The sequence below is a fragment of the Pseudomonas sp. B6002 genome (assembly GCF_013385985.1).
In the GTDB taxonomy this organism is placed as follows: domain Bacteria; phylum Pseudomonadota; class Gammaproteobacteria; order Pseudomonadales; family Pseudomonadaceae; genus Aquipseudomonas.
Genome location: NZ_JACAOY010000002.1, coordinates 234,416 through 252,863, shown reverse-complemented (window position 1 = coordinate 252,863; position 18,448 = coordinate 234,416). Strand labels below are relative to the sequence as shown.

Annotated in this window: 18 protein-coding genes; 14 read left to right on the top strand and 4 right to left on the bottom strand. The window is 56.7% G+C overall.

The features are described from left to right. Nucleotides 1-26: 26 nt before the first annotated feature. Genes gyrB through dnaA form a run of 4 tightly spaced genes read right to left on the bottom strand, consistent with a single transcriptional unit; the run spans nucleotide 27 to nucleotide 6,232 of the window. A complete protein-coding gene (gene gyrB, locus HX792_RS02285; protein ID WP_176994579.1) occupies nucleotides 27-2,444 on the bottom strand; it encodes a DNA topoisomerase (ATP-hydrolyzing) subunit B in 2,418 nt (805 codons plus the stop codon). A gap of 4 nt (nucleotides 2,445-2,448) precedes the next feature. Further along, nucleotides 2,449-3,552: a DNA replication/repair protein RecF gene (gene recF / locus HX792_RS02280; protein WP_101265038.1), complete on the bottom strand. Its 1,104-nt coding sequence runs from the start codon at nucleotides 3,550-3,552 to the stop codon at nucleotides 2,449-2,451. 20 nt (nucleotides 3,553-3,572) lie between these two features. Next, nucleotides 3,573-4,676 carry a DNA polymerase III subunit beta gene (dnaN, locus tag HX792_RS02275; protein ID WP_176994578.1) on the bottom strand — a complete coding sequence of 368 codons (1,104 nt, stop codon included), beginning with the start codon at nucleotides 4,674-4,676 and terminating at the stop codon, nucleotides 3,573-3,575. 38 nt (nucleotides 4,677-4,714) lie between these two features. After that, nucleotides 4,715-6,232 (bottom strand): chromosomal replication initiator protein DnaA, encoded by a 1,518-nt coding sequence (gene dnaA / locus HX792_RS02270; RefSeq protein ID WP_176994577.1) that lies wholly within the window; start codon nucleotides 6,230-6,232, stop codon nucleotides 4,715-4,717. A 586-nt stretch (nucleotides 6,233-6,818) separates the two neighbouring features. Between dnaA and rpmH the strand changes: the two genes are divergently transcribed. The 14 genes from rpmH to HX792_RS02200 all read left to right on the top strand — a co-directional run bounded on the left by rpmH (nucleotide 6,819) and on the right by HX792_RS02200 (nucleotide 18,440). Beyond that, nucleotides 6,819-6,953 (top strand): 50S ribosomal protein L34, encoded by a 135-nt coding sequence (gene rpmH / locus HX792_RS02265; protein ID WP_003213577.1) that lies wholly within the window; start codon nucleotides 6,819-6,821, stop codon nucleotides 6,951-6,953. 13 nt (nucleotides 6,954-6,966) lie between these two features. Beyond that, the gene (gene rnpA / locus HX792_RS02260; protein WP_020302575.1) at nucleotides 6,967-7,374 is read left to right on the top strand and encodes a ribonuclease P protein component; all 408 of its coding nucleotides are present in this window, start codon (nucleotides 6,967-6,969) and stop codon (nucleotides 7,372-7,374) included. Then, a complete protein-coding gene (yidD, locus tag HX792_RS02255) occupies nucleotides 7,367-7,612 on the top strand; it encodes a membrane protein insertion efficiency factor YidD (protein ID WP_010207715.1) in 246 nt (81 codons plus the stop codon). Before rnpA ends, yidD begins: the two co-directional genes overlap by 8 nt. 2 nt (nucleotides 7,613-7,614) lie before the next feature. Beyond that, the gene (gene yidC / locus HX792_RS02250) at nucleotides 7,615-9,297 is read left to right on the top strand and encodes a membrane protein insertase YidC (protein ID WP_176994575.1); all 1,683 of its coding nucleotides are present in this window, start codon (nucleotides 7,615-7,617) and stop codon (nucleotides 9,295-9,297) included. A 79-nt stretch (nucleotides 9,298-9,376) separates the two neighbouring features. Then, nucleotides 9,377-10,747: a tRNA uridine-5-carboxymethylaminomethyl(34) synthesis GTPase MnmE gene (mnmE, locus tag HX792_RS02245; protein WP_176994574.1), complete on the top strand. Its 1,371-nt coding sequence runs from the start codon at nucleotides 9,377-9,379 to the stop codon at nucleotides 10,745-10,747. A gap of 551 nt (nucleotides 10,748-11,298) precedes the next feature. Further along, nucleotides 11,299-13,191 carry a tRNA uridine-5-carboxymethylaminomethyl(34) synthesis enzyme MnmG gene (gene mnmG / locus HX792_RS02240; protein ID WP_176994573.1) on the top strand — a complete coding sequence of 631 codons (1,893 nt, stop codon included), beginning with the start codon at nucleotides 11,299-11,301 and terminating at the stop codon, nucleotides 13,189-13,191. Continuing rightward, nucleotides 13,188-13,832, top strand: coding sequence for a 16S rRNA (guanine(527)-N(7))-methyltransferase RsmG (gene rsmG, locus HX792_RS02235; RefSeq protein WP_176994572.1), 645 nt, complete (start codon nucleotides 13,188-13,190; stop codon nucleotides 13,830-13,832). Before mnmG ends, rsmG begins: the two co-directional genes overlap by 4 nt. 18 nt (nucleotides 13,833-13,850) lie before the next feature. Continuing rightward, a complete protein-coding gene (locus HX792_RS02230; RefSeq protein ID WP_176994571.1) occupies nucleotides 13,851-14,648 on the top strand; it encodes a ParA family protein in 798 nt (265 codons plus the stop codon). Nucleotides 14,649-14,657: 9 nt separating this feature from the next. Then, the gene (locus tag HX792_RS02225; RefSeq protein WP_016970690.1) at nucleotides 14,658-15,530 is read left to right on the top strand and encodes a ParB/RepB/Spo0J family partition protein; all 873 of its coding nucleotides are present in this window, start codon (nucleotides 14,658-14,660) and stop codon (nucleotides 15,528-15,530) included. Between the two features lie 148 nt (nucleotides 15,531-15,678). Then, nucleotides 15,679-16,086: a F0F1 ATP synthase subunit I gene (locus tag HX792_RS02220; protein ID WP_071485335.1), complete on the top strand. Its 408-nt coding sequence runs from the start codon at nucleotides 15,679-15,681 to the stop codon at nucleotides 16,084-16,086. A 16-nt stretch (nucleotides 16,087-16,102) separates the two neighbouring features. Then, nucleotides 16,103-16,972, top strand: a complete 870-nt coding sequence (gene atpB / locus HX792_RS02215) for a F0F1 ATP synthase subunit A (RefSeq protein ID WP_058424360.1) — start codon at nucleotides 16,103-16,105, stop codon at nucleotides 16,970-16,972. 134 nt (nucleotides 16,973-17,106) lie between these two features. Beyond that, nucleotides 17,107-17,364 carry a F0F1 ATP synthase subunit C gene (gene atpE, locus HX792_RS02210; RefSeq protein ID WP_002555987.1) on the top strand — a complete coding sequence of 86 codons (258 nt, stop codon included), beginning with the start codon at nucleotides 17,107-17,109 and terminating at the stop codon, nucleotides 17,362-17,364. A 56-nt stretch (nucleotides 17,365-17,420) separates the two neighbouring features. Next, nucleotides 17,421-17,891, top strand: a complete 471-nt coding sequence (locus HX792_RS02205; protein WP_060756576.1) for a F0F1 ATP synthase subunit B — start codon at nucleotides 17,421-17,423, stop codon at nucleotides 17,889-17,891. Between the two features lie 12 nt (nucleotides 17,892-17,903). Next, on the top strand, nucleotides 17,904-18,440 hold the full coding sequence (locus HX792_RS02200; protein ID WP_176994570.1) for a F0F1 ATP synthase subunit delta: 537 nt from the start codon (nucleotides 17,904-17,906) through the stop codon (nucleotides 18,438-18,440). The last annotated feature ends 8 nt before the right edge of the window (nucleotides 18,441-18,448 follow it).

Below are 18,448 nucleotides of genomic sequence, written 5' to 3'. Positions count from 1 at the left end.
CCTTTTTGTTTTGCCGGTTTGCCTGATCAGAAGTCCAGGTTGGAAACCGCCAATGCGTTGCTTTCGATGAAGTCACGGCGAGGTTCGACCGCATCACCCATGAGGGTGTTGAAGATCTGGTCTGCGCCAATGGCGTCTTCGATGGTAACGCGCAGCATACGACGCTGGCTTGGGTCCATGGTGGTTTCCCACAGTTGATCCGGGTTCATTTCGCCCAGACCTTTGTATCGCTGGATGGTGTGACGCTTGGTGCTTTCGGCCATCAGCCAGTCAAGGGCTTCCTTGAATTCCTTGACCTGCTTCTTGCGTTCGCCACGTTGGATGTAAGCGCCGTCGTCCAGCAGGGTGCTCAGTTGCGCGCCCAGGGTCACCACGGTTTTGTAGTCGTTGCTGCCGAAGAAGTCACGGTTGAAAGTGACGTAGTTCGACAGGCCGTGGGAGATCAGCTCGACCTCTGGCAGCCATACGTTACGTTCACGGTCTTCACGCAGGCTGGCTTTGTAAACCAGGCCAGACTTCTCGACGGTGCGCAGGCGTACTTCGTACTGGGCCAGCCAATCCTGCATTGCTGCATGATCGCCCAACTGTTCCAGGCTGACGGCCGGCAGGTAGATAAAGTGCTCGGTCAGTTCCTGCGGATACAGGCGCGACAGACGCTTGAGAGTCTTCATCACCATGCGGAAGTCGTTAACCAGACGCTCCAGCGCCTCACCGGAAATGCCCGGGGCTTCGTCGTTCAAGTGCAAGCTGGCATCTTCCAAGGCCGACTGCGTCATGTACTCTTCCATGGCGTCGTCGTCTTTGATGTATTGCTCTTGCTTGCCCTTTTTGACTTTGTACAACGGCGGCTGGGCGATGTAGATGTAGCCGCGTTCGATCAGCTCCGGCAACTGACGGAAGAAGAAGGTCAGCAGCAGGGTACGAATGTGCGAACCGTCGACGTCAGCATCGGTCATGATGATGATGTTGTGATAGCGCAGCTTGTCGATGTTGTACTCTTCGCGGCCGATACCGCAGCCCAACGCCGTGATCAAGGTGCCGACTTCCTGGGAGGAAATCATCTTGTCGAAGCGCGCTTTCTCGACGTTGAGGATCTTACCCTTCAACGGCAGGATGGCCTGGGTGCGACGGTTACGACCCTGCTTGGCGGAACCGCCAGCAGAGTCACCTTCCACCAGGTATAGTTCGGAGAGGGCAGGGTCCTTCTCCTGGCAGTCGGCCAATTTGCCCGGCAGGCCAGCGATATCCAACGCACCTTTACGGCGGGTCATCTCACGGGCTTTACGCGCCGCTTCACGAGCACGTGCCGCATCGATCATCTTGCCGACAACCAGCTTGGCTTCGTTCGGGTTCTCAAGCAGGAAGTCAGAGAAGTACTTGCCCATCTCTTGTTCCACTGCGGTCTTCACTTCGGAAGACACCAGCTTGTCTTTGGTCTGGGAGCTGAACTTAGGGTCCGGCACTTTAACCGAGATAATCGCAGTCAGGCCTTCGCGCGCGTCGTCACCGGTGGTGGCAACTTTATGCTTCTTGGCCAGGCCTTCGGCTTCGATGTAGGTGTTCAGGTTACGCGTCAGTGCGGAACGGAAACCCACCAAGTGAGTACCGCCATCGCGCTGCGGAATGTTGTTGGTGAAGCACAACAGGTTCTCGTTGAAGCTGTCGTTCCACTGCAGGGCGATTTCTACACCGATGCCGTCTTCACGCTGGATGTTGAAGTGGAACACCTGGTTGACCGCAGTCTTGTTGGTGTTCAGGTATTCAACGAACGCACGCAAGCCACCTTCGTACTTGAACAGCTCTTCCTTGCCGCTGCGCTCGTCTTTAAGGACGATACCTACGCCGGAGTTGAGGAAGGACAGCTCACGAATGCGCTTGGCCAGGATGTCCCAGCTGAAGTGGATGTTCTTGAAGGTCTCGCTGGAGGCCTTGAAGTGAATCTGGGTACCCGTGGTTTCACTGTCACCCACAATCGCCATCGGTGCTTGAGGCACACCGTGCACGTAGGTCTGTTCCCAGATCTTGCCGCTACGGCGAACAGTCAACACCAATTCTTCGGAGAGGGCGTTTACTACCGAAACACCTACACCGTGCAAACCGCCGGAAACTTTATAGGAGTTGTCGTCGAACTTACCGCCGGCGTGGAGCACGGTCATGATGACCTCTGCTGCCGAAACGCCTTCTTCTTTGTGCACGTCTACCGGAATGCCACGACCGTTGTCGCGCACGGTGATGGACTCGTCCGGGTGGATGATGATGCTGATATCGTCGCAGTAACCGGCCAGAGCTTCGTCGATCGAGTTATCGACCACCTCGAACACCATGTGGTGCAGACCGCTACCATCATCGGTGTCGCCGATGTACATACCGGGACGTTTGCGTACGGCATCCAAACCTTTCAGCACTTTAATGCTGGTCGAGTCGTACGTGTTTTCTTCGCTCATGCCTTCACTCCCGATGGTCGTGGGTCTGGGTGATACGGCCCTGTTCCACGTGGAACAAAGCGACTGGCGTTTCCGTCTGCCAGCCTTCCCTCAATAATTCGTGGTCTACACAGGTGATAAATACCTGGCAGCGTAAGTCTTCCAACAAGCGGCATAACGCACGGCGGTGTTGCTCGTCGAGCTCTGACGGCAAGTCATCCACCAGATAAATACACTGACCGCGCCGAGCCTGGCTAACCAGATGGCCCTGGGCAATACGCAGTGCACACACCACCAACTTCTGCTGACCGCGGGACAAGATATCCGCAGCATTATGTGCGCCTAGTCTAAGGCGCAAGTCAGCCCGTTGGGGTCCGGCCTGGGTATGGCCAATTTGCTGATCCCGTTGCAAGGACGTGGCAAGCACCGCACTCAGTTCACGCTCTTTGTCCCAACCACGGTAGTAGCTCAGCGTCAGCCCCTCGAGGTCCAATAGCTCACTCAAGGTCTGCTCAAAGACTGGTTTCAAGGCTTTGATATAGGCGCGTCGGTATTCATCTATTTCGTCGCTGGCCAGGCACAGTTCCCGGTCCCAGGCCGCTTGTGAAGCGGCGTCAAGTGTACCATGCCGCAGCCATGAGTTCCGCTGCCGCAGGGCCTTCTGCAGGCGCTGCCAAGTGGCCATGAAACGCGGTTCCACGTGGAACACTCCCCAATCGAGGAATTGCCTGCGGATTTTTGGCGCACCTTCCAACAGCCTGAAGCTGTCAGGGTTGATCAATTGCAGCGGCAGGATTTCTGCCAACTGCGCCGCACTACGCGCGTTTTGACCATCGATACGAATCTGAAACTCCCCACCACGATCACGGGATATCCCCAGGGCGCTGTGCCCACCTTCAGCCAATTCGACCTGGCCGAATACCGTGCACGCCAGTTGTTCGTACTGAATCACCGGCAACAAGCGTGCACTGCGAAACGAACGGGCAAGGCCTAGCAGGTGAATGGCTTCCAGCACGCTGGTTTTGCCACTGCCGTTGGCGCCGTGGAGGATATTGATGCGGGGGGAGGGGGAGAAGGTCACCGGGTGCAAATTGCGCACCGCGGTGACCGAGACGCGACTGAGGGACATCTAGCTTCTGCTGAGCATGATTACAGGCGCATCGGCATGACAACGTAAGCCGAGTCGTCGTTATCAGATTCTTGCACCAGGGCGCTGCTGTTGGAATCGGACAGAATCAGACGAACCTGTTCGGTGGTCATCACACCCAGCACGTCGAGCAAGTAGCTCACGTTGAAGCCGATTTCCAACGAGCCGCCGTTGTAGTCGACGCCCACTTCTTCTTCCGCTTCTTCCTGCTCCGGGTTGTTGGCCTGGATTTTCAGCTGACCGTTGGCCAGTTGCAGGCGAATGCCGCGGTACTTTTCGTTCGACAGGATCGCCGTGCGGCTGAAGGCTTCACGCAGGGCCTGACGATCGCCCAGTACCAACTTGTCGCCGCCTTTAGGCAAGACGCGCTCGTAATCCGGGAACTTGCCGTCGACCAGCTTGGAAGTGAAAGTAAACTCGCCAGTGGTTGCGCGGATGTGATGCTGGCCCAACACGATGCTGACAATGCCTTCCGGCTCAGTGAGCAAGCGGGCCAGCTCCAGGATACCTTTACGCGGCACGATGACCTGGTGGCGGTCAGGCTGACCAATATCAGCACGCATCGAGCACATCGCCAGGCGGTGACCGTCTGTAGCCACAGCGCGGATAATGCCTTCGGACACTTCCAGCAGCATGCCGTTGAGGTAGTAGCGTACGTCCTGCTGGGCCATGGCGAAGCTGGTGCGCTCGATCAAACGGCGCAGCTTGCTTTGCTCCAGGCTGCAGGTCAGAGAGCCTGGGCCTTCTTCCACGGTTGGGAAGTCATTGGCTGGCAGCGTGGACAAGGTGAAGCGGCTGCGACCGGCCTTGACCACCAATTTGGCTTCATCGACCTTGATGTCGATCAGCGCGTCGTTCGGCAAGCTCTTGCAGATGTCCATCAGCTTGCGCGCCGGCACGGTGATCTCGCCAGGTTCGGCGGGTTCTTCCAGCTGCACACGACCAACCAATTCGACTTCCAGGTCGGTACCGGTCAGGGACAATTGCTGGCCTTCGACCACCAGCAATACGTTGGAGAGCACCGGCAAGGTCTGTCGGCGCTCGACGACGCCTGCGACCAGTTGCAGGGGTTTCAACAGGGCTTCGCGTTGAATGGTGAAATGCATGGTCTAGTCCCTTGCCTTAATAAGCTGCGCTGGTGTCATCAAGTAGTCAGTGTACGCAGCAGGTTCTTGTAGTCCTCGCGAATATCCGCGTCGGATTCCTTAAGTTCGTTGATCTTGCGGCACGCGTGCAAGACCGTGGTGTGGTCGCGACCGCCAAACACATCACCGATTTCCGGCAGGCTGTGGTTGGTCAACTCTTTGGAGAGCGCCATGGCCACCTGCCGAGGACGTGCGACCGAGCGCGAACGGCGCTTGGACAGCAGGTCGGAAATCTTGATCTTGTAGTACTCGGCCACGGTGCGCTGGATGTTATCCACACTCACCAGCTTGTCTTGCAGCGCCAACAAGTCTTTCAAGGATTCGCGAATCAGCTCGATGGTGATGTCGCGACCCATGAAGTGCGAGTGAGCGATGACGCGCTTGAGCGCACCTTCCAGTTCACGCACGTTGGAGCGAATGCGTTGAGCAATAAAGAATGCCGCATCGTGTGGCAGATCGACTTTGGCCTGGTCGGCCTTCTTCATCAGGATCGCAACGCGGGTCTCCAGTTCTGGCGGCTCGACCGCAACGGTCAGGCCCCAACCGAAACGGGATTTCAAACGTTCTTCCAGGCCTTCGATTTCCTTCGGGTAACGGTCACTGGTCAAGATGACCTGCTGGCCACCTTCGAGCAGGGCGTTGAAGGTATGGAAGAACTCTTCCTGGGAACGTTCCTTGCGCGCGAAGAATTGAATGTCATCGATCAGCAAGGCATCAACGGAGCGATAGAACCGCTTGAACTCGTTGATGGCGTTGAGCTGCAAGGCCTTGACCATGTCAGCCACAAAGCGCTCCGAGTGCAGGTACACGACCTTGGCATTCGGGTTCTTCTTTAATAGGTGGTTACCCACAGCGTGCATCAAGTGCGTCTTACCCAAGCCTACGCCGCCATAAAGGAAGAGTGGGTTGTAACCGTGCTTGGGGTTATCGGCGACTTGCCAGGCAGCCGCGCGGGCCAGCTGGTTGGACTTACCTTCGACGAAGTTCTCAAAGGTGAAGGTGCGATTCAGATAGCTGGTGTGCTTGAGCGCGCCTTCGACCTGGACCGTGCGTTGTTCGGCACGCACCGGTGCCTGTTGTGAGCTGGCGCCGGCCATCGGGTCGAAACTGTCGCGGGACGGCTCTTCGTGCTCTGGTGCGCTCTTCTGCGCAGACGATTTTGACGCCGTGGGTGCTGGGGCAGGCGCCGTAGCAACCGGAGCGGTCGCTACCTGGGCTTGCGACGCAGCAGCAGCCAGCGGTGCATTGGGTGCGGCGCGAGGTGCGGAACTGCGCTTGCTGCCTATTAATAAGGAAAGCGCAGGCGCGAGGCCGTTGCCATGTTCGTCGAGCAATTCGAGAACGCGGCTCAGGTACTTCTCGTTGACCCAGTCGAGAACAAAACGATTCGGCGCGTAGACACGCAACTCGTCGCCTTCGGCTTCGACCTGTAGCGGACGGATCCAGGTGTTGAATTGCTGGGCAGGCAGCTCATCGCGCAAAAGCTCCACGCACTGCTGCCAAAGTTCCACTGACACGGATATCCCCTAAGTTGAAAGCCGGTGAGGCAAAAACAGCCGCCATTGTAGCGGCGAGACGCCCACTTATCCACATGTAGGTTGCTCACAGCACACCCAAAATCAATGCCTTAACCACAAAAAATACGACCAATGGTCTGTGCATAAGCTCTGTGGATAAGCGCACCTGAGCTCGTTGTACAAGTGGGGTCGAAAGTCTGTGGGTAACTGGCCTGTGGATAACAACCTGTTTCACGCACAGCTTATCCGACAGCGCAGCACAGGGAGAGCACCGTTTTCCCCCGTAGTTGTCATTCTCTGTACAGCACGTAGAATCTGGCCTCAATACAGTTATCCACAGATGATCGGCTGTCTAGCTTTTATAAGCTTTACAGAAAAGCTTTAAATAACTTCCTTCTTTATTTTTATATCTATGCCCAGTCTCATGAAAGGCAGGCACACAGAAAAGGGCTTCCTGACCTATAGAGATCTAATTAAAGGAAAAGCTGGTTGGAAATTGACCTAGAGGCTTGCTTTCTCTAGAATCGCCGGTCTCTTAAAACGGGGGCCATTCCGGCCCGTTGTGGACGAACCAGGTAACAACGCCATGAAACGTACTTTCCAACCAAGCACCATCAAACGCGCCCGTACCCACGGTTTCCGTGCTCGCATGGCTACCAAGAACGGCCGTGCAGTCCTGTCGCGTCGCCGCGCCAAAGGTCGTGCGCGTCTGGCAGTTTGATAATCCGGTACTGGTGGTGAGTCAGGACTTCAGTCGGGAAAAGCGTCTGCTAACCCCCCGGCACTTCAAGGCAGTCTTTGACTCCCCCACCGGCAAGGTTCCGGGGAAAAATCTCCTGCTCCTTGCGCGTAACAACGATCTTGATCACCCCCGTCTCGGGTTGGTGATTGGCAAGAAGAGCGTAAAGCTCTCCGTTGAGCGCAATCGCCTCAAGCGTCTGATGCGCGAATCGTTTCGCCTCCACCAGGACACTCTGGTTGGTTGGGATATTGTTATCGTCGCGCGCAAAGGCTTGGGGGATGTAGAAAACCCCGAATTGATTCAGCATTTCGGCAAGCTCTGGAAACGTTTGGCGCGTACCCACAAGCCAGCACCAGCAGTCAGCACCGAAACTGTAGGGGTAGACAGCCTTGATGCGTAAACTGGCCCTCGTTCCGATCCAGTTTTATCGCTACGCCATTAGTCCTCTGATGGCCAGCCACTGTCGTTTCTACCCCAGTTGTTCTTGCTACGCGTTAGAGGCCATAGAAAATCATGGTCTTCTGCGCGGTGGCTGGCTGACCTTTCGTCGTTTAGGTCGCTGTCATCCGTGGAATCCCGGTGGTTATGACCCGGTTCCACCTATCCCTACCTCCCGTTCTTCTTCGATGGCCGAGTAATCATGGATATTAAACGCACGATCCTGATCGTCGCCCTGGCAATCGTGTCCTACGTCATGGTTCTTAACTGGAACCAGGACTATGGCCAGGCTGCCCTGCCGACTCAGAATGTTGCTACCAATCAGGCTGCGCCGGCTATTCCGGACACCCCGTTGGGTAACAATGCTTCCGCCAGTGCCGATGTACCCAGCGCGAATGCCGATACCAGCACCCCAGTTGAAACGCCGGTTATCACCAATAAAGACCTCATCCACGTAAAAACGGATGTGCTCGATCTGGCAATCGACCCACAAGGTGGTGATATCGCCCAGCTGAAGCTGCCGCTGTATCCACGTCGCCAGGATCACCCGGATGTTCCGTTCCAACTGTTCGATAACGGTGGCGAACGTATTTATCTGGCACAAAGTGGCCTGACCGGCACCAACGGTCCGGATGCACGTGCGACCGGTCGTCCGGTTTATTCGACCGAACAGAAGACTTACCAACTGGCTGATGGCCAGAACCAGTTGAACGTCGACCTGAAATTCAGCCTCGACGGCGTCAACTACATCAAGCGTTTCAGCTTCACCCGTGGTTTGTACGACTTGAAGGTCACTTATCTGATCGACAACGAAAGCGATAAGGCATGGACCGGCAACCTGTTTGCCCAACTGAAGCGTGACAACAGCGCCGATCCTTCTTCCAGCACCGCCACCGGCACCGCGACTTACCTGGGCGCCGCCCTGTGGACAAGTAGCGAGCCGTACAAAAAAGTGTCGATGAAAGATATCGACAAGGGCGCGCTGAAAGAAACCGTACAAGGTGGCTGGGTTGCCTGGTTGCAACACTACTTCGTGACCGCCTGGATCCCGAACAAGGGTGAAGCCAACCTGGTTCAAACCCGCAAAGACAGCCAAGGCAACTACATCATTGGTTTTACTGGCCCGGCGTTGACCGTGGCACCAGGCGCCAAGGCTGAAACCAGCGCTACCCTGTACGCCGGCCCGAAAAGCCAGGCTGTGCTGAAAGAGTTGTCCCCAGGTCTGGAACTGACTGTGGATTACGGCATTCTGTGGTTCATTGCCCAGCCGATCTTCTGGCTGCTGCAACATATCCACAGCATTGTGGGTAACTGGGGCTTCTCGATCATCTTCCTGACCATGCTGATCAAAGGGATCTTCTTCCCGCTGTCGGCAGCCAGCTACAAGTCGATGGCGCGCATGCGTGCCGTGGCTCCGAAACTGGCGGCTCTGAAAGAACAACATGGTGATGACCGGCAGAAAATGTCGCAGGCCATGATGGAGCTGTACAAGAAAGAGAAGATCAACCCGTTGGGCGGTTGCTTGCCGATTCTCGTACAGATGCCGGTGTTCCTCTCGCTTTACTGGGTACTCCTGGAAAGCGTGGAAATGCGCCAGGCTCCGTTCATGCTGTGGATAACTGACCTGTCGATCAAAGACCCGTTCTTTATCCTGCCGATCATCATGGGCGCAACCATGTTCATCCAGCAGCGACTGAACCCGACTCCGCCGGATCCGATGCAGGCCAAGGTCATGAAAATGATGCCAATCATCTTCACCTTCTTCTTCCTGTGGTTCCCTGCTGGTCTGGTGCTGTACTGGGTGGTCAACAACGTGTTGTCGATCTCTCAACAGTGGTACATCACACGTAAAATCGAAGCGGCTACCAAAAAAGCTGCGGCGTAATTTACTCTGTGGATAACCACTCAAGACGCCCCCTAGTGGGGCGTTTTGCTTTCCGTCACTTTTGTTCTGGAACCTGCTGATGAGCGCTCCTCGTGAAACCATCGCTGCTGTCGCTACCGCTCAAGGTCGCGGCGGTGTCGGTATCGTTCGTATTTCCGGACCGCTTGCGAGCGTGGCAGCCATGGCCATCAGTGGCCGCGAGCTGAAGCCACGTTATGCCCATTACGGCCCGTTTCTGGATGCCGACGAAAGCGTGTTGGACGAGGGCCTGGCCCTCTATTTCCCGGGACCTAACTCGTTTACGGGTGAGGATGTTCTGGAACTGCAGGGCCACGGTGGTCCGGTGGTGCTGGATATGTTGCTGCAGCGCTGCCTGCAATTGGGTTGCCGCCTGGCACGTCCTGGGGAATTCAGCGAGCGGGCTTTCCTGAATGACAAGCTCGACCTGGCCCAGGCTGAGGCGATTGCCGACTTGATCGAAGCCAGTTCCGCACAGGCTGCGCGCAATGCACTGCGTTCACTGCAGGGCGCGTTCTCCCTGCGTGTGCATAACTTGACCGAACAACTGATCAGCCTGCGTATCTACGTCGAGGCGGCGATCGATTTCCCGGAAGAAGAAATCGATTTTCTCGCCGATGGCCACGTCCTGGCGATGCTGGATAAGGTCCGTGATGAGTTATCCACCGTCCTGCGCGAGGCAGGCCAGGGCGCGTTGTTACGTGATGGTATGACGGTAGTGATTGCCGGCAGGCCGAACGCGGGCAAATCCAGCCTGCTGAATGCATTGGCGGGCCGTGAAGCGGCGATCGTTACCGAGATTGCCGGCACCACACGGGATATCCTGCGCGAACATATCCACATTGATGGCATGCCACTGCACGTCGTCGACACGGCCGGCTTGCGCGATACCGATGACCAGGTGGAAAAGATTGGTGTAGAGCGTGCACTCAAGGCAATCGGTGAAGCGGATCGCGTGCTGTTGGTGGTGGATGCCACTGCGCCTGAGGCTGTGGATCCCTTTGCCTTGTGGCCGGAATTTCTTGAGCAAAGGCCGGACCCGGCCAAAGTCACCTTGATCCGCAACAAGGCGGACCTGACTGGTGAAGCGATCGCGATGGAAACCAGTGCGGACGGGCATGTCACCATCAGCTTGAGTGCCAAGGCGGCCGGCGATGGCCTCGAGCTGTTGCGAGAGCACCTCAAGGCCTGCATGGGATACGAACAGACCTCGGAAAGCAGCTTCAGTGCACGTCGTAGGCACCTGGAAGCCCTGCGACACGCCAGCGCGGCGTTGGAGCACGGCCGGGCGCAGCTGACCCTGGCAGGTGCTGGAGAGCTGTTGGCCGAGGATCTGCGTCAAGCACAGCAGCTGTTGGGGGAAATCACCGGGGCATTCAGCTCTGATGACCTGCTCGGTCGAATCTTTTCCAGCTTTTGCATCGGTAAATAACCTTTCGTTATCCACAGACAGGCCATTCGTGCCTGTCTGTTCTCCCCCTTTCGCCTGACACCTCACGAATTTTCCTTCTATCACCAAGACTTTGGAGGCATTGGCGTGGACGCAATTTGCCCCGAGAAGTGGATTTCTGTGGATTAAGCCCTGTGAATAACCGCCTCTGTGCCCAGTTGATAACAGGGCCTGAAACCTGAGTAAAAACCCGTCTGTGGATAACCACCTCTTTCATCCACAGGCTTAAAGCACTTATCCAAGGGCCTCATTGGCACATGACCACAGACTTTTGAATCGCTGTACATCACGTAAATCGAGGCTTGTGTAAATCTATCCACAGAAAGATAGGTCAGTAGAAATAAACATAAAAACAAAGATTTAATAAATTTCTCTCTTTTAATTTCTATTGTCTGTGATTCATCCACAGCTGGTTAAATTTTGTGCAAAGGGTTCTTTAGGAAGGGCTAAGTCCCTATACTTGCCGCCAAAGCTCTAAAACCCTTTCAACAAACAATTCCTGATTACCTACATAAGCAGGCACGAGGTGCGTGGTGGATTTCCCTTCCCGTTTTGAAGTGATCGTCATCGGCGGCGGTCATGCCGGTACCGAGGCAGCACTGGCGTCAGCACGCATGGGCGTAAAAACCCTGTTGCTGACGCATAACGTGGAAACCCTCGGTGCAATGAGTTGCAACCCCGCCATTGGTGGGATCGGCAAAAGCCACTTGGTCAAAGAAATCGACGCCCTCGGCGGCGTGATGGCCATGGCTACCGACAAGGGTGGTATTCAATTTCGCGTGCTAAACAGCCGCAAAGGGCCGGCCGTGCGTGCGACTCGGGCTCAAGCCGACCGTATCCTGTACAAGGCAGCGGTACGCGAAACCCTGGAAAACCAGCCGAACCTGTGGATATTTCAACAGGCCGCGGATGACCTGATCGTTGAACAAGACCAGGTACGCGGTGTTGTGACCCAGATGGGCCTGCGGTTCTTCGCAGAATCCGTGGTGTTGACCACCGGTACGTTCCTCGGCGGACTTATCCACATCGGCATGCAGAACTATTCCGGCGGTCGCGCCGGTGATCCGCCGTCGATCGCCCTGGCAAAACGCCTGCGTGAATTGCCGCTGCGTGTCGGCCGCCTGAAAACCGGGACCCCGCCGCGTATCGACGGGCGTTCTGTGGACTTTTCGGTAATGACCGAGCAAGCCGGTGATACGCCTATCCCTGTGATGTCGTTCATGGGCTCCAAAGAACAACACCCGAAACAGGTCAGTTGCTGGATTACCCACACCAACGCTCGCACCCACGAAATCATCGCTGCGAACCTCGACCGTTCGCCGATGTATTCCGGGGTGATCGAAGGTATTGGCCCACGCTATTGCCCGTCGATTGAAGACAAGATCCACCGCTTTGCCGACAAGCAAAGCCACCAGGTCTTCATCGAGCCCGAAGGCTTGACCACCCACGAGCTGTACCCGAACGGGATTTCCACTTCCCTGCCGTTCGACGTGCAAATCCAGATCGTGCAGTCGATTCGCGGCATGGAAAATACGCACATCGTGCGCCCGGGCTACGCCATCGAGTACGACTACTTCGACCCGCGTGACCTGAAGTACAGCCTGGAAACCAAAGTGATCGGCGGCCTGTTCTTTGCCGGGCAAATCAACGGCACCACCGGTTACGAAGAAGCCGGCGCCCAAGGTTTGCTGGCCGGGACCAACGCAGCACTGCGCGCCCAGGGCAAAGACAGCTGGTGTCCGCGTCGCGATGAAGCGTACATCGGCGTGTTGGTCGACGACCTGATTACTCTGGGTACCCAGGAACCGTACCGGATGTTCACTTCCCGGGCGGAATACCGTCTGATCCTGCGCGAAGACAACGCCGACCTGCGTTTGACCGAGAAAGGCCGCGAGTTGGGCTTGGTTGACGACGTGCGCTGGGCGGCCTTCTGCAAAAAGCGCGAAAGCATTGAGCTGGAAGAGCAACGCTTGAAAAGCACCTGGGTTCGCCCCGGTACGGAGCAGGGCGATGCGATTGCCGAAAAATTCGGCACGCCGCTGACTCACGAATACAACTTGCTGAACCTGCTGTCCCGTCCGGAAATCGACTACGCTGGTCTGGTCGAAGTGACAGGTAATGGCGCGCAAGATCCACAGGTCGCGGAACAGGTCGAAATCAAGACCAAATACGCCGGTTACATTGATCGCCAACAGGATGAAATTGCTCGCCTGCGCGCCAGTGAAGACACCAAGCTGCCTGCGGATATCGACTACACCGGGATTTCCGGGTTGTCGAAAGAGATTCAAAGCAAGCTGGGGATAACTCGCCCTGAGACATTGGGCCAGGCTTCACGTATTCCCGGCGTCACTCCGGCAGCGATTTCGCTGTTGATGATCCATTTGAAAAAACGCGGCGCGGGCCGTCAGTTGGAGCAAAGCGCTTGAGTTCGTTGGTCACCTCGCAACACGCCGAAGAGTTATCCACAGGCGCGCGCCAGTTGGGCGTTGACCTGACTGCAGCCCAGCACGAACTGCTGCTGGGTTACCTGGCTCTGTTGATCAAGTGGAACAAGGCCTACAACCTGACCGCCGTGCGTGATCCGGACGAAATGGTGTCCCGTCACTTGCTCGACAGTTTGAGCGTGATGCCATTTATCGAAAACGGCCGCTGGCTCGACGTCGGCAGTGGCGGCGGCATGCCGGGTATTCCACTGGCGATCCTATTTCCGGAGTCGCAAGTGACTTGCCTGGACAGCAACGGCAAGAAAACCCGCTTCCTGACCCAGGTAAAACTCGAACTCAAGCTGGATAACCTGCAAGTTATCCACAGTCGCGTCGAAGCCTTCACGCCTGAATTGCCCTTTAACGGAATTGTTTCCCGGGCGTTCAGCAGCATGGAGAACTTCAGCAACTGGACTCGCCACCTGGGCGACCGTGACACCCGCTGGCTGGCAATGAAGGGCGTCCATCCAAGCGATGAGCTGTTAGCATTGCCGGCAGACTTCCACCTCGATAGCGAACACGCCTTGGCCGTACCCGGTTGCCAAGGCCAACGCCATCTGCTGATACTGCGCCGCACGGCATGATTGGGAACACAAGCAAGAATGGCTAAGGTATTCGCGATAGCGAACCAGAAAGGTGGCGTGGGTAAAACCACCACCTGCATCAACCTCGCAGCATCCCTGGTCGCTACCAAGCGCCGGGTGCTGTTGATCGATCTTGATCCACAGGGCAACGCCACCATGGGTAGCGGTGTGGATAAACACGGCCTGGAAAACTCGGTATACGACCTGCTGATTGGTGAGTGCGACCTGGCCCAGGCCATGCACTTCTCCGAACACGGTGGTTATCAACTGCTGCCGGCCAACCGCGACCTGACCGCGGCGGAAGTGGTGCTGCTGGAAATGCAGATGAAAGAAAGCCGTCTGCGCAGCGCTTTGGCGCCGATCCGCGAGAATTACGATTACATTTTGATCGACTGCCCGCCGTCGCTGTCGATGCTCACGCTCAATGCGCTGGTGGCCGCCGATGGGGTGATTATCCCCATGCAGTGCGAGTACTACGCACTGGAAGGTTTGAGCGACCTTGTGGATAACATCAAGCGTATCGCCGAGTTGCTCAACCCGAACCTGCAGATCGAAGGTCTTTTGCGCACCATGTTCGATCCGCGCCTGAGCCTGATGAACGATGTGTCGGCGCAGCTCAAGGAACACTTTGGCGACCAGTTGTACGACACGGTGATCCCACGCAACATCCGTTTGGCCGAAGCGCCCAGTTACGGCATGCCGGCGCTGGCGTATGACAAACAATCCCGTGGCGCACTGGCCTACCTGGCCCTTGCCGGCGAGATGGTTCGTCGCCAACGCCGCAACTCACGCACCGCTGCTGCCCAGCCAACTTAAGGAATCCCCATGGCCGTCAAGAAACGAGGTCTCGGACGTGGACTGGATGCACTGCTGAGTGGTCCGACCGTCACATCGCTTGAAGAACAAGCGGTGCAGGCCGATGAGCGCGAGTTGCAGCACCTGCCCCTGGACCTGATCCAGCGTGGCAAATACCAGCCACGCCGAGACATGGACCCCCAGGCGCTGGAAGAACTGGCCAATTCGATCAAGGCTCAGGGCGTGATGCAGCCGATCGTGGTTCGCCCGATCGGTGGCGGGCGCTTCGAGATCATCGCCGGTGAACGCCGCTGGCGCGCAAGCCAGCAGGCCGGCAAGGAAACCATTCCGGCCATGGTGCGCGACGTGCCGGATGAAACCGCCATCGCGATGGCGTTGATCGAAAACATCCAGCGTGAAGACCTCAACCCGATCGAAGAAGCGATTGCGTTGCAGCGTCTGCAGCAAGAGTTCCAGCTCACCCAGCAACAAGTGGCCGAGGCGGTGGGTAAATCCCGCGTGACCGTATCCAACCTGCTGCGTCTGATCGCGCTGCCGGAAGTCATCAAGACCATGTTGTCCCACGGCGACCTGGAAATGGGTCACGCCCGTGCTTTGCTCGGTTTGCCCGAAAATCAACAGGTTGAAGGGGCGCGACACGTTGTCGCACGGGGGCTCACCGTTCGTCAGACTGAAGCGCTGGTTCGCCAGTGGCTCAGCGGCAAACCTGCACCGGTCGAAACGGCCAAACCTGATCCGGATATCGCGCGTCTCGAGCAGCGCCTGGCCGAGCGCCTAGGCTCTGCGGTGCAAATTCGCCACGGCAAGAAGGGCAAAGGGCAATTGGTGATCGGATATAACTCTCTCGATGAGCTTCAGGGCGTCCTTGCCCACATCCGTTGAAACATTTGCTTATGTAGCGCGCGATCGGAAAACACTACCCGACAGTTGAATAGGGGCTGAACCGCCCCTATACTCTGCGCGCATTTTGTCGGCACAAATTATGCCAAGTTATTGATTTCCGGCAGCCGACCATTGAGGAGCAAGAGTGATGGAAACCCGCACGCCAAACACGTTGCCGTTCCATCGCTTGGCCGTTTTTCCGGTTTTATTGGCTCAATTTGTCATTTTGCTGATCGCCGCATTGGCGCTTTGGTATTGGCATGGAGTCGTTGCCGGATATTCAGGACTCTGCGGAGGCCTGATAGCCTTGCTGCCCAATATGTATTTTGCTCACAGGGCCTTTCGGTTTTCCGGCGCCCGAGCAGCCCAGGCTATCGTCCGGTCTTTTTATGCCGGCGAGGCAGGGAAACTGATTTTGACGGCAGTGCTGTTTGCACTGACCTTTGCAGGTGTGAAGCCATTGGCGCCGCTGGCTGTATTCGGCGTCTTCGTGTTGACCCAACTGGTCAGCTGGTTCGCTCCCCTGCTAATGAAAACAAGACTTTCGAGACCTTAGGGCGTTTGAGGCAACCATGGCAGAAACAACCGCTTCGGGCTATATCCAGCACCACTTGCAGAACCTGACCTTCGGTCAGCTACCCAATGGCGGCTGGGGCTTTGCCCACTCCGCAGCAGAAGCCAAAGAAATGGGCTTCTGGGCTTTCCACCTGGATACTCTGGGCTGGTCGGTCGCATTGGGTCTGATCTTCGTCCTGATTTTCCGCATGGCGGCAAAGAAGGCGACTTCCGGTCAGCCAGGTGCTTTGCAGAACTTCGTTGAAGTATTGGTCGAATTCGTCGATGGCAGCGTGAAAGACAGCTTCCATGGCCGTAGCCCGGTGATTGCACCGCTGGCACTGACCATCTTCGTCTGGGTGTTCCTGATGAACGCCGTCGACCTGGTACCGGTCGACTGGATTCCTCAGCTGGCCATCCTGATCTCCGGCGATCACCACATTCCATTCCGTGCGGTTTCCACCACGGACCCTAACGCCACCCTGGGCATGGCCCTGTCGGTGTTCGCGTTGATCATTTTCTACAGCATCAAGGTCAAGGGCATCGGCGGCTTCATCGGCGAACTGACCCTGCACCCGTTCGGCAGCAAGAACATCTTCGTTCAAGCCTTGCTGATCCCGGTGAACTTCCTGCTGGAGTTTGTGACCCTGGTCGCCAAGCCGATCTCCCTGGCCCTGCGACTGTTCGGCAACATGTATGCCGGCGAGCTGGTGTTCATCCTGATCGCTGTGATGTTCGGCAGCGGCCTGCTCTGGCTTAGCGGCCTGGGCGTCGTTCTGCAGTGGGCGTGGGCTGTGTTCCACATCCTGATCATCACCCTGCAGGCCTTCATCTTCATGATGTTGACCATCGTCTACCTGTCGATGGCGCACGAAGAGAACCATTAAGACCAGTCTCGACTAGTCTGATGTCCTTCCCGGTGAAACGGGAAGGTAGGCCCTACCGGGCTATGAAACGATTTGTTTTACCGCTTTAAAATCTAAAAAACCTAAACCATACGACGTAAAAGTCGGGAGGAAAGATGGAAACTGTAGTTGGTCTAACCGCTATCGCTGTTGCACTGTTGATCGGCCTGGGCGCCCTGGGTACTGCCATTGGTTTCGGCCTGCTGGGCGGCAAATTCCTGGAAGGCGCAGCGCGTCAGCCAGAAATGGTCCCAATGCTGCAAGTTAAAATGTTCATCGTCGCCGGCCTGCTCGACGCCGTGACCATGATCGGCGTTGGTATCGCTCTGTTCTTCACCTTCGCGAACCCCTTCGTTGGTCAACTCGCTGGCTAATCACTCGACTTTTCGAGTGATTGGGGTGATGGACAACGAATGAGCGAGGTGTTGGCGTGAACATTAATGCAACCCTGATTGGCCAATCCGTTGCGTTCTTCATTTTTGTAGTGTTTTGCATGAAGTTCGTGTGGCCTCCGGTCATCGCGGCTTTGCACGAACGTCAGAAGAAGATCGCGGACGGTTTGGACGCTGCCACCCGTGCAGCTCGCGACCTGGAGTTGGCCCAAGAGAAAGCGGGTCACCAACTGCGCGAAGCTAAGGCACAGGCAGCTGAAATCATTGAGCAAGCCAAGAAACGCGGTAACCAGATCGTCGAAGAGGCTGTTGAAAAAGCCCGCGTCGAAGCTGACCGTGTGAAGGCTTCGGCTCATGCCGAGATCGAACAGGAACTGAACGGCGTCAAAGACGCGCTGCGTGCCCAACTGGGTGCTCTGGCGGTCGGCGGTGCTGAGAAGATCCTCGGTGCCACAATCGATCAAAACGCGCACGCGGAGCTGGTTAACAAACTGGCTGCTGAAATTTAAGCGAGGGCGATCATGGCAGAACTGACCACGTTGGCCCGACCTTACGCCAAGGCAGCCTTCGAGCACGCCCAGGCCCACCAGCAGCTGGCCTCTTGGTCAGCCATGCTCGGCCTGGCAGCAGCGGTGTCGCAAGACGACACCATGCAGCGCGTGCTCAAGGCCCCGCGCCTGACGAGCGCAGACAAGGCCGCCACTTTTATTGAAGTGTGCGGCGACAAGTTTGATGTGAAGGCACAGAACTTCATCAATGTCGTTGCCGAAAACGACCGTCTCCCGCTGTTGCCGGAGATCGCCGCTCTGTTCGACCTGTACAAGGCCGAGCAAGAGAAGTCGGTAGACGTTGAAGTGACCAGTGCTTTCGCATTGAACCAAGAACAGCAAGACAAACTCGCCAAGGTTCTCAGTGCACGACTCAACCGGGAAGTGCGCCTGCATGCTGCGGAGGATGCATCCCTGATCGGGGGTGTTGTCATTCGCGCCGGCGACCTGGTTATCGATGGCTCGATTCGCGGCAAAATCGCGAAACTTGCCGAAGCATTGAAATCTTGAGTTTGAAG